An 11,920-nucleotide genomic window follows, 5' to 3' on the forward strand; every position below is an offset into this window, starting at 1 on the left:
CGATGACGGCTATCCGATTCATTGGCACAAGACCACAATCCCAGCCAATTCGCTTTCCTGCCTTGTTGGAATTTCATTAGATTGCAAGAAACGGCAAGTCCTTGGCCCCGATGTGGAAATTTCAATCCACGCCATCGATGAAGGCAACACCCGCATACGCCCGCAACAGATCATCAAAGAGATCCGGCACGACGGGGCTCGTGGCCTGATCTGCTTCGCCGGCGTCCAGAGCAATCAATTCCCCCGCGCCATCGACCTCGCCCAGCAATTTCTGGCGGCAGGCCTGCCCGTCTCTGTCGGCGGGTTTCATGTGACCGGCTGCATGGCCATGCTTGAGAAAATGCCAAAGGACATGCGCGACGCATTGGACATGGGCATTTCCTTCTTTCTCGGCGAGGTCGAAGGCAGGCGCTTCGACGCGGTCCTGAAAGATGCCTATGCCGGTGCCCTGAAACAGGTCTACGACCACACCAAGGACCTGCCCTCACTGCCTGGTCAACCGGTGCCTGTCGTTGAAAAGGCACAAGTGGAACAGTCGACACTGGGGTACGGCAGTTTCGATCTCGGTCGCGGGTGTCCGTTTGAATGTAGTTTTTGCTGCATCATCAATGTTCAAGGCAGAGGCAGTCGATTTCGTTCCACCGGGGACCTTGAGAAGATCATCAGGGATCACGCCAGGATCGGTGTCACCAAGTTCTTCGTCACGGACGACAATTTCGCACGCAACCGGAACTGGGAAGCCTTTCTCGATACGCTGATCCGGCTTCGCGAGGAAGACGGGCTCAGATTCACCCTGATCATTCAGGTCGATACCCTGTGCCACAAGATCCCGAATTTCATAGACAAATGCGTTAGAGCCGGTGTCGATCAGGTGTTTATCGGGCTGGAAAACATCAATCCGGACAACCTGGCCGGCTCCAAGAAAAGACAGAACAAGATCACCGACTACCGTGAGATGTTCCTCGCCTGGAAGCAACACCCCGTGGTCCTGACTGCCGGTTACATCATCGGGTTTCCCAACGACACCCGAGAATCCGTCCTTCACGATATCGATGTCCTCAAGCGCGAGCTTGCTGTCGACATACTCTCACTGTCGATCCTCACGCCGCTGCCAGGCTCCGAAGACCACAAGAACGCCGTGGCCGCAGGCACCTGGATCCATCCGGATCTCAATCGCTACGATTTGACCCATAGTGTGATCCGGCATCCGAACTTGCCCGGCGACGAGCTCGACAAGCTCTACATCGAAGCCTGGGCAACCTTCTATTCCCCGGACCATTGCCGCACCATCCTGCGCCGTGCGGCTGCGCTTGGAAGCAACAAGAAAATTGCGACCATGAACCGGCTGCTGGTCTATGGAACCGGATCACGGCTCCACAATGTCTTTTCGCTCGACGGCGGATTCTTGCGATTGAAATACCGTCGTGACCGCCGCCCGGGTTTGCCGGTCGAAAGCCCTCTGATCTTCTATCCCAAACATGCCTTTGAAACGGTGCGCAACATTTTGCTGCTGATGCTCACACGCTGGCGTTACCTGCGCTTCATCAAGGCACTCTGGAGCGACCCCGGGCGCTTTGACTACGTGGATGCGGCCATTGCACCGGTTGGCGCGGGCGATTTCGAGAGGCTGAAACTCTACACCGCAACAAGAGGCGGACAAGAAGCTGTTGCCAATCATCGCAAGATGGAAGCCATCAAGAAAAAGGCTCGGTCAAAAGCACTTGCCGGCACCTTAAAAACGAAAATGGGTGTCACATATCCTGGCCCGCATTCATAACCGGCTCATTCGACGGAATTTCATCCGTGTCAGATGTCGGTGCAAAGGCCCCGCGCACATTCGCTTGGAAGCTGTTTGTCACCAGGATCTGTTCACCGATCTCATCGGTATAGGTCAGGGTCATGCGTGGGCCAAACCCTTCGTCATCGGTTCCACCCTTTTTCCAGTCGCTTCCCGTGTGCGCGTTTGGCATCAATGACCATCGCCTTGCCGTGATGCCAAGTGTTGCCAGAAGTCCCTCCACTTCCTTGCGGATGTAGTCACGGTTTGTCCCGCTCGTTGCCGGGTAGACCTTTTCCACCGGGTGTTTGAACACGACACCCTTTGCCTCGGATGCAAATTCCGTCAGGCCCCATGTGTTGGAAAACCGCGCGAGCGCCAACGCTTCTGCCGCTTCTTCGTCACCGCCCATATCGAGAAAACTCTGCTTCCAGAGTTTGGCATGTTCCTCCAGTGCTTCGGCTTCCTCTTCGGCGGTCATGCCAAGTTGACGATACCGGTCGAAGGATGTTTCGCGGGCCGGAACAGGGACCGGAGGCCTTCCTGGTACCGAATGAATTGCGTGACCGCCTGGCTGGGCGGTTTCCTTGTCCAGGGCCAGATCGGCCAGTGCCACGTCCTGAGCTGATGCGTCGAGGTAAAGCCGCGCTCCTTCGCTCCCAAGTGGCACCTGTCTGTCGGGCTCACCTGCCTCGCCCCCTGGCGTCGCTGGTCCATCCAGGTAGATGAAGTAGCCGCCATATTTGCGTGCGAAATCCTTTTTCCAGGGCATGCCCAGTGACCTCGCCGTCGCAAGTTCGCCAAGGATGGAGGACGCCAGTGTAGGATCGCTCCGGTGAAGCCGGCGAATGTTGTCCTCCGTTGCGCGCCAATCGACATCACCAAAGTCTTCGGCGATGTGTTCCGGAAAGATGCTGTCTCCAAACAACTCGTCCCAGAGACCTTCGCCATCGTTCGACGGATCCGAACCGTCGGGAGTTCCCTGCCATACCTCGTTCAGAAATTCGAGGGACCGGTTGGTCCTGTTGTCAAGGTCATGGATCTGCCCCTTGTGTTTCTGGACAAACCTGTCTTCAAGGCGCTGATAAACGGCGGCATAGCCAGCCGCATGTTGGCCTGCTGCATCGTCAAAATGCGTAGACAGAAACTCTGAAACCGGCGCCTCGAAGGCCCTCCTGTTTTCAAATCCGGCCGCGGGACGGCGCCGCTCCGAAGGTGGCAGGCCCTCCTTTGTAATATTGATGTCGACAGAAGCCAGTGCGGCGGACACGAGCCCGTTGCTGTTGACGATCCAGTCTGAGTTGACGTCGCCGACCGCCGCAAGCGTGTCGTAATCCACTTCCGACTGCTCAACCAACTGGGCGAAGAAGGCCATCTTGAGATATTTTTCTTCAAGATCCTCTCCGCTTTCCAGAACGACGGTGTCTTCCAGGGAGCGCTCGGCAGGCGGAACCCAGTCCCGGGACCGTTCCGAATAGGGGCCGATTTCCACGTCGATGTTCCCGACGACAGACAGCGGCCCCGGTCCGCCCCGAATGACAAATTCTTTTCCTTCGTTATTCGTATAGATGATGTAGAGATGCCCGAAATCCTTCGAAGCGGCATCCGTCACACGAAGCTCGATAGTTTCCATTTCAGTCTCCGAAACTGGCATCAGACAGGCTTTCGGCAAGCGGTTTGCCGTACAGTAATTGCCACCGTTGCTTCAGGAGCAGGCTCCGAAGGCCTGCGCGAAAGTTCGATGCGCTGCATCATTCACACGACACCTTGGCCGGAACATCTTGCAATGCCGTCCTGCCCACTCTTGAGAGCAGTTGAACGGCCGGAGCATCTTGCTCCGACCAGGCTGTTAGCTGAGAAATTCTGCAGGACTACATCTGGCGGCTTTGCGAGTCGGTGTCTTGTCGATTTGACCTCGCCCCCCTAGCCCGCAGGAAGCAAGTCGCCACCAGTGCGCAGGATGGTCTCGGCCCGATGACCGGGCACTTCAAAAAGCGCGTGATTGCAACCGGTATCAAGCCAGCGATAAGGCGGAAAGGGCGGCGGCTTGAAACACGCAGTAAAGCAGCAGCACAGAGAGTATGCGTCTTGTCCATGTCACTCTTGCGGCCCGTCGTGGAAAGCACCGGATCAACTGGATAACACTGAGTGCAATGTCGGCAATAAAAACCGCGAATACGTAATTCCGATAATCGTTAAAGAAGAGAGGAAGTAGGTCACGATCGAAAAAGATGCAGAGATACAAATAGAGAAAAAATGCAGTACTCAACACAACAACGCTGTCGGAGAGGCGGCCTATCTTGGAAGTGTCAGGCCCCAGCACTAGGCGGACATTGAGATATATTCTGAAAAGAAGTGACAAGGGCCAGAACGCCAGGAACCCAAAATACGCAACAAGCTGCAGATACTCGAGCCATTCCATCGCTTGCACCGTTCAAATACTTGTTGCAGCTCAGTTTCAGCGCCTCGCCGTCCTAGCGCTGCTAGCAGAGGGCCAACGCCTCTGGCTGCTCAGATAGAGCCATCATATGTTCTCTAATTGTTCCATTGCAATAAATCACAGTATCAAACGCATTGCACCCAAAAATTGTCCCGTTCCCCATCACGCGCACCGTCGCTCCCGGTCCAGGCATAGATCAGGAAGTCCTCACCGCCGCGGCCGTAGGACTTGAGTCGGCCTTCCCGTTCCGCCCCGAGCGCCTCGATCCAGCGATGGGCAATATCGTGCCCACGCATCGTGATCACCTGAAGTCGCCGGCAATCACGTTCGATCTGTGGGCGCAACGACAGGATATGCCGCGTGATCACCGGCACACAGCGCTTGAATCGCTCTGTACCAAAAGCCCAGGCCTGCCAGTGCTGCGGATCGAAAGCCGACGCCTGGCTGAAGCCGAAGGCTGCCGCCGGCTGGCCGTCATACCAGACTGACCAGACCATGCCCGGCACTGCCGTTTCGATCGCGCAGACACCCAGGGCGCGCGTGTCCCAGACCGCCCAGAGACACGAGATTTCCTCATAATCCTGCTGACGCATGTTCGCTGCAATGTAGCTGACATCCCGCAGACACAGGTCCTTTATCAGAAGCCGCCGAGGGGATCGTCCAGCGGCTTCATCTGGCTTCGGCCTGTATTCACCAGAACTTTTTTCAGATCCGCCCTGTCTTTCCATCCCCATGCCTCGACTATCGCATCGGCTTCGTCCGGTGACGCACCGAGCCGTTCCTTGATGTCTTCCTTGCTTTCGATCAGGATTCGGCCGCCCTTCATCTTCCAGCGATGCGCCGTCAGCTGCGCCTTGATCGTGGCGGAGCGCCTGATTGCGAGCCCCGCCCCGCTTTTGGGGTGAAGCGCCTCTCGAAACCGCCAGTAGAGCTGGGCCCGCAGATTATAGAAGGGGATACGGCTGTCTTTTGCGGTCTCGCCGGACTGGGCGGAGAAGACGCATTTTTCGACAGGAAGACCGTTTTCACGGGTCAGAAATCCGACCGTGTCCCCACCCCAGCCGCCAGTACAGTCGACCACGATCAGCGCATTGTCCCTCCGCTCCCGGATGATTAGTGCACCGACATCTGCCCCGTCCTTGGTATCAGCCCCCTTGCGGACAATGTTTTGCTCAAACCGCCGGCCATGCAGAGGCTGCAGGACAGTCTTGTCCTTGCCACCCTGTGCGACATCCACCGCCAGCACATCCATCGGCCGGTCCTTGTCGATCCCCTCGTCATAGCGCTGAAAGGCCAGGTCAACCCAGTCGGACGGGATCACCTGCCAATCATGGTCCTGCCGGGCAGCCAGAAAGTCGCCGGTCTTCAGCGCAGTCCGCATCGGTTCCGGCATCTGGTCAAGCTGCGCATCGTAGTCTGCGCCCAGAAACCGGTTGTCCTGCCGCCGCGCGGGAATAAAAGTCCGGCTTTTTGGCGTGCGCAATTCGCCCTCGATCTCGACCGGTTCCGGCCCGTCCACCCAGACGGTGCGAATTGCGTCGCCATCGTCGATGAAAACGGCCCAGAGCAGGTCTCCGGGCTCGACCTTGCCATGGAGCGGGTGAAGCGGGTCGAGCCAGGGCCCGAACCAGTCACTCAGGTAATCTCCTTGTCCGCCAATTGGCGGATTGGTGGCGATCAGACCGCGGCAACGTTGTCCTTTTCGGCTGCTGCGCAGCCAGCCGAGCACAAAGATGATCTTGCGCGGGTCCATCTGCGCACCCTCATCGAAGGCCTTCAGGTCATGGTCGCGTCCTTGCCAGTCTTCTTCAGCACCGGGCAGCCCCAGATGACCAAACTCGATCAGACGTTCGTCCGGGCCGACCCAGCGAGGCGGGTTGCCGGTGATTTTTCCCATATCCGCCTGCCGCATCAGCGTGTTCATGCGTTCGATCAGACCTTTCAGCGATTTTAGTGATTGCCGGAAGATGACGGCCTTGTGATGGGCGAACAGCGCCAGGCCGGCGATCAGGTCCGTCTTGCCGCCGCCGGCGGCACCACCATAGAGTGTCAGATCAGCCTTTGAGAAATAACCGTCCGCCTGGGGGCCATGTTGCGGCCGCCAGACGTCGAACTGGTTGAGCACCCCGGCTTCATCCAGTTTCTTTTGCAACGCGACGCGATTGGGTGGCTCCATCTTGTCGATGGTTCTGATCAGTGTTTCCAGGGCCGTTGTCATCTTCCGAAAGGTCCTTTGCGGTCAGAAGTGCCATCACGCCCAGCGCGATTTCATTCGAACTTCGTGGTTTCAACGCCTCGAGCTGTCCGGCGTCCTCCGGCCCTGCCAGGATGTTCCAGCTCTCAAGCTCCGAACGGTCCCGCCACCCGGCCCGGTTCTTCATGTTCAGCGCCCAGGCGCTGGCGTTGAACTTTGGCAACTCCCCCTGGCTGCCAGCCTTGCCAATGCGTTCCCATTCCAGAAGCCCGCGCCGTGCGGCCGCTTCAAGTTGTTCAGCTGGAAAGTCCTCCGGAAACTGCTCTGCGTAGTACCGAAGGGTCTTGCGGTCCGCGCCTGGAAAACTGTCGATCGAAAAGCCAGCGGCAATATGGTCGCAGAATGCGCTGCAGGCCCGCCGCCTGTCTTCCGGCGTCGGCCATGGCAGCGCGCAAGCGCCGCTGCCCATTTGAGCCATGCGTCACCTCGCTCATCTTCAGTTGAAAGAAAGTCACCCTCGTGCGGCACGGTCGCGCCCATCGAAATCCGGCATACGAGCACGTGAAGTGTTCGATGGATGCAGTTTTCCAGGATGACTTGATAAGACCTCTTATAGCTCCGTTTTGACGAGCCTGTCCAATCGCCAGAACCAACTGAACCACCTGTTTAGATTGATCTTTTCAGTTTGTTTTGAGCAATCAGGACTTTGGCAGAAGCCGGCATTATGCGCTTCGGAAGAGACTTTTTCCGTCCCCACCTTCAGAACCTTCGGAGGACCACCACTTCTTTGCCGGAGCCATGCATTCACCAGCTTCATCACCCGTCCGGACCTGCCAGACTTCGCAAACCGCACTTGACTCAGATTTCAATTTATAATTAGTTCGGTAACTGAACGAACTAATGAGGTGCCCATCTTGGCCAACCCTTCCAACATCTCCCGGCGCATGTCCCTGAGTGCAGTGGTTCAGGCGATTGCCAGCTACAGCCCGATCTCCCGCGCAAGCGTGTCCAAGATCACCGGCCTGTCCAAGCAGACCGTGTCAGAGATTGTCGGCAATCTGGAAGAAGAAGGCTGGGTCAGGACCGTTGGGCAAACCGAAGGCCATGTCGGCCGCCGGGCCGTCGTCTACGAGATCGTGCCGGAGGCCGCCTCCGTTGCAAGTGTTGATCTCGGCGGCACCAAGATCCGTGTCGCCATCTGCAACTTGACCGGCGCCGTTGTCTCCGAATTGGTGGAGCCGACCGACAAGGCCGGCGGAAAGGCCGTGATCGATCAGGTCGCCGACCTGATCCGGCGCACGGCCACCCAGGCCGGAACCACCGCAAAACTCCCGCGCGTCGCGGTGATCGGTGTCCCGGGTGCCCCGGACCGGGAAACCGGCAACATCCGCATGGCGCCAAATATCCCAGGTATCGGTGATCTCGATGCACCGGCCCTTTGGCGCGACGCCCTCGGCATCGAGGTCTTCGTCGAAAACGACGTCAATCTGGCGGCGCTTGGCGAACACTGGCTGACCAAGCGCAGCGACAAGGACGACCTGATCTACGTCTCCATCGGAACCGGCATCGGCGCAGGCATCGTCATTGGCGGTCAGCTCCATCGCGGACTGAACGGGGCTGCTGGCGAGATCGGCTATCTGCCCTTCGGTGCCGATCCCTTCGAGCCGGAGAGCCTGGAAACCGGCGCCCTGGAACGGGTCGCCGCCACACACGCCATCACGGAACTCTACGCGCGAAAAACCGGCAGGACCCTCGGCGTGCCCGCCATCTTCGAAGCCGCCAATGACGGTGACACGGACGCGTCCGAGACCCTTGACCAGACGGCCCGCCAGGCGGCGCGCGTGATGGCAGCTTTGGCAGCCGTGCTCGACCCGTCCTGCATCGTCATCGGTGGCTCAATCGGTGCGCGCGAAGAATTGTTCTCAAGGGTAGAAAATCAGCTGAAAGCCTGTTTTCCGCGACCGGTCCTGATTGAAAAGTCAACGCTCGGCAATCATGCCGCACTTGCCGGTGGCGCCTCTGTCGCCCTTTCCCGCCTGCACCTGTCCCTATTCACAGAGGGATTGAAAGGGGTGGAGATCGCCGTGCCGCCGCCTTCCATCGAGACGTTCAGGAAGGGAGCAGCCTGATGACGTCTGAGTTCCTTCAAGCACTGAGCGACCGTCAGGACCGGGACGCGGACCTGAAATTGCTCCAGGAGGCCATCGGCCATGAAAGCATCACCGGTAATGAATCCGGTTTTGCCTCTTTCCTGAAAAGCCGGATGGACGGGCTCGGACTTCAGACCGGATCGGGTGACTTTCTGCCTGGACGCCTGAATGTCTGGGGGGAAACAAAGGTGGCCGGTGCGGAGGCAAAACGGCTCCTGTTTGTCGGCCACACCGACACGGTCCATGTCCGTGGCTGGCAAGACAACTGGTCAGGTAAACCGCAGGAGAACCCGTTTTCGGGCGCACTGATGGACGGCCACATCTGGGGTCGGGGCGCTTGTGATCTAAAGGGCGGTATCTGTGCGGCGCTGGCCGGCTTGCGCCTGTTGCAATCCGCAGGCTACCAACCTGCAGGCGGCCTCTCCTTTGCCTTTATCGGCGACGAGGAAAGCGGAGAACCCGGAACGGGCGTCAGCGCCGGAGCCCACGACCTTGTCAAACGCATCCAAGCCGGCGAAATCGCCAAACCCGATTTCGCAGTCTATGTCGAACCGACAAAGCTCGACGTCTATACCGCGCAGATCGGCTTTTTCATTGCAGATGTCACCATCACCGGAAAATCCGCCTATTTTGGCACACCGGAGCTTGGCACCGACGCCCTGAAAGCCACCCACGCCATCCTCGAACAGATCTGGGCGCATGAGGCTGACCTGACCGCCGGGCCGAAACATGACCTGGTTGGTACGTCCTCCGTTCTCGTCACGGATATACGCGGCGGCGGCTATATCGCAGTCCCAGGCGAATGCCGCTTTTCCCTGATCCGCAAGTTACGCCCCGGCGAAGATCTGAACGAGGCCGTTGCGGCACTGGAAGCAGTCATCCACGCAGCTCCCGTTGCCGACGGCATCACCCTTCAGATCGACTATCCCGCAGGCCGGGACCACAGGTTTGGCGGCTCGCCTGTTGAGATCGACCGAGACCACCCGGATGCCCGGCTGCTGGCTCGTTGTGTCGGCGATGTTTTGGGATCGGGCGGTGCCCTCGGCGGCGCGCCCTATTGGTCGGAAATGCCGTTTCTCGTCAACGAGATCGGTTGTCCGGCAGTTTACTGCGCACCGGGCGACATCGCCCTGGCGCACACATTCGAAGAGCGCATCGAGGTGGAAAGCTACCTGGCAGCCGTCAGGGCTTTTGCGCTGTTCGTGGCCGAATATTGCGGCCTGGAAGAAGCACGGTAACAACCAACAACCAGAGGGTACCGACATGAAATCTGCAGCAAGACACCTGGCGGCTTCCGCCCTGTTCACACTGATGAGCGTCAGCGCTCTGTCACCCGCCGCCATGGCCCAGACCGTCGGCCCGGGCGGGGAAAGCGCGACGCCGTCCGCCGAAGTCGTCGTCGGCGATGACAGCCTGGAGGCGATCCGCGGCGCGGGCTACAAGGCCGCCCTGCTCTGGCACGACCAGTCCGATTTCGTCAACGCCGTCAGCGCCGGCGCGAAGAACGAATTCGAGCGACTTGGTATTGAGCTGGTGGCCACCACCAGTGCCGGTTTTGACGCCGCCAAGCAGCGCAGCGACATCGAAACCTCGCTTGCCAAGGAACCGAACATCATTCTCTCGTTGCCGCTCGACCCCGTCACCTCCGCGGCTGCCTTCAAGGAAGCCCGCGACGGTGGGGTCTCCCTGGTGTTTCTCTCCAACCTGCCGGCCGGATACGAGCATCCGCGCGACTATGCCGCCATCGTCACCGACGATCTTTTCCAGATGGGCAAGCAGGCCGCTGACGCCCTGGCAAGCGCCATGGGCGGCAAAGGCACCGTCGGCTGGATCTACCACGATGCCGACTATTACGTGACCAACCAGCGGGACAACGCCTTCAAGGCGACGATCGAAAAGGACTATCCGGAAATCTCCATCGTTGCCGAACAGGGCATCAGCGACCCGGCCCGCGCCGAAGAGATCGCCAACGCGATGCTGTTGAAGAACCCGGACCTCGGCGGCATCTATGTCACCTGGGCAGGTCCTGCGGAAGGTGTGCTCGCGGCGCTGCGCGCGAACGGCAACAAGACCACGAAAATCGTCACGCTCGATCTGTCTGAGCCGGTCGCACTCGACATGGTCCGGGGCGGCAATGTCGCTGCCATCGTCGCCGATGAAGCCTATGAACTCGGCCGCGCCATGGCAGCCGCCGCAGCGCTGCGTCTTGCCGGAAAGGATGTGCCGCCTTTCGTGACAGCGCCTGCCATCACGGTAACCGCAGACACGGTGGTCGAGGGATGGAAAAAGTCGCTCAACATCGACGCGCCGGCAAGCGTTTCCTCCGCGCAGTGACCGGCAATACGGCGGGCAGCTCTCTGCCCGCCGGAACTTCCTTGCAGCAAAGAGACTGACATGACCACCATCGCAGCGCGCCTGCAGCGCCTCGATCTGCAGCGCTCCGTAATTTATCTCGGCTTTCTGGCGATCTTCCTGTTCTTCGCGATCACGCTTCACGATGACGGCTTCCTGACCAGCCGGAACCTGACCAACATTGTTCTTCAGACGGCTCCGGCCACCATCATGGCCATCGGTCTTGTCTTTGCGCTGTCAGCCGGAGAGATCGACCTCAGTTTCGGCTCGGTGGTCGCCGTGTCCGCGCTTTCCGCCGCCGTTGCCATGCAATCCTACCCGATGGTCGTCGGCGTCATGGCCGGTCTCGGTGCCGGTGCGCTCATCGGCGCCGTCAACGGTGTCCTGGTCGCCTATCTGCGCCTGCCGTCCTTCCTGGTCACGCTCGCAACCATGGGACTTTTCGCGGGCATCGCACGGTCCATGACAGATCTTCGCTCCATCCCTGTGCTCAACGATACGTTCACTGGCATATTCGGCTCTGGCGCTCTGTTTTCTATTCCCTCGCTGGTCCTCTGGACCATCGCTGCGGTCATCGTCGGCCACATCGTTTACCGCAACACGCGTTTCGGCGCGCATGTGCTGGCAACCGGCGACAATGCCCGTGCCGCACAGGTCTCCGGCATCAAGGTGCCACGCATTCGTCTCAGTGTGCTGATGCTCTGCGGCACTATGGCCGGCCTCGCCGGATTGCTCTATGCCGGCCGCCTTCAGGCCGCAAAATACACGCTGGGTGAAAGCGATCTGATGACCGTGATTGCCGCGGTCATTGTCGGCGGCACGGCGCTCAATGGCGGCAAGGGCTCGATTATCGGCGCTCTTTTGGGCTCGCTGCTGATGGGCATGCTCAACAATGGCCTCATCCTGATGGGTCTAGATGTCTCGGACCAGATGATCGTTCGCGGTCTCATCATTCTCATTGCCGTCGCCGTCTCCCTGCGCGACACCAGCCGTTAAGCGGAGCTTTC

General features: G+C 59.3%; 9 protein-coding genes. 5 read left to right on the forward strand and 4 right to left on the reverse strand.

Annotated features, from left to right (window positions below):
- The first annotated feature begins 112 nt into the window (after positions 1-112).
- Positions 113-1,777 carry a B12-binding domain-containing radical SAM protein gene (locus tag ACO6TG_RS06660; protein ID WP_422377452.1) on the forward strand — a complete coding sequence of 555 codons (1,665 nt, stop codon included), beginning with the start codon at positions 113-115 and terminating at the stop codon, positions 1,775-1,777.
- Here ACO6TG_RS06660 and ACO6TG_RS06665 read toward each other — a convergent pair.
- The 4 genes from ACO6TG_RS06665 to ACO6TG_RS06680 form a co-directional block, all read right to left on the reverse strand.
- Entirely contained in the window at positions 1,752-3,410 is a 1,659-nt protein-coding gene (locus ACO6TG_RS06665) for a hypothetical protein (protein ID WP_422377453.1), read from the reverse strand. The two genes, ACO6TG_RS06660 and ACO6TG_RS06665, sit on opposite strands and share 26 nt — an antisense overlap.
- Positions 3,411-4,342: 932 nt before the next feature.
- Positions 4,343-4,810: a hypothetical protein gene (locus ACO6TG_RS06670; RefSeq protein ID WP_422377454.1), complete on the reverse strand. Its 468-nt coding sequence runs from the start codon at positions 4,808-4,810 to the stop codon at positions 4,343-4,345.
- Between the two features lie 44 nt (positions 4,811-4,854).
- On the reverse strand, positions 4,855-6,435 hold the full coding sequence (locus tag ACO6TG_RS06675; RefSeq protein WP_422377455.1) for a hypothetical protein: 1,581 nt from the start codon (positions 6,433-6,435) through the stop codon (positions 4,855-4,857).
- Positions 6,350-6,889, reverse strand: a complete 540-nt coding sequence (locus tag ACO6TG_RS06680; RefSeq protein ID WP_422377456.1) for a hypothetical protein — start codon at positions 6,887-6,889, stop codon at positions 6,350-6,352. The genes ACO6TG_RS06675 and ACO6TG_RS06680 overlap by 86 nt, the downstream gene beginning before the upstream one ends.
- A gap of 436 nt (positions 6,890-7,325) precedes the next feature.
- Between ACO6TG_RS06680 and ACO6TG_RS06685 the strand changes: the two genes are divergently transcribed.
- The 4 genes from ACO6TG_RS06685 to ACO6TG_RS06700 are packed head-to-tail and all read left to right on the forward strand — an operon-like array spanning position 7,326 to position 11,909.
- Positions 7,326-8,540: an ROK family transcriptional regulator gene (locus ACO6TG_RS06685; RefSeq protein WP_422377457.1), complete on the forward strand. Its 1,215-nt coding sequence runs from the start codon at positions 7,326-7,328 to the stop codon at positions 8,538-8,540.
- On the forward strand, positions 8,540-9,799 hold the full coding sequence (locus ACO6TG_RS06690; protein WP_422377458.1) for a M20 family metallopeptidase: 1,260 nt from the start codon (positions 8,540-8,542) through the stop codon (positions 9,797-9,799). Before ACO6TG_RS06685 ends, ACO6TG_RS06690 begins: the two co-directional genes overlap by 1 nt.
- A 25-nt stretch (positions 9,800-9,824) precedes the next feature.
- The gene (locus ACO6TG_RS06695) at positions 9,825-10,895 is read left to right on the forward strand and encodes a substrate-binding domain-containing protein (RefSeq protein ID WP_422377459.1); all 1,071 of its coding nucleotides are present in this window, start codon (positions 9,825-9,827) and stop codon (positions 10,893-10,895) included.
- 60 nt (positions 10,896-10,955) lie between these two features.
- The gene (locus ACO6TG_RS06700) at positions 10,956-11,909 is read left to right on the forward strand and encodes an ABC transporter permease (RefSeq protein WP_422377460.1); all 954 of its coding nucleotides are present in this window, start codon (positions 10,956-10,958) and stop codon (positions 11,907-11,909) included.
- The last annotated feature ends 11 nt before the right edge of the window (positions 11,910-11,920 follow it).

This window comes from Roseibium sp. (assembly GCF_965233565.1).
Classification (GTDB): domain Bacteria; phylum Pseudomonadota; class Alphaproteobacteria; order Rhizobiales; family Stappiaceae; genus Roseibium.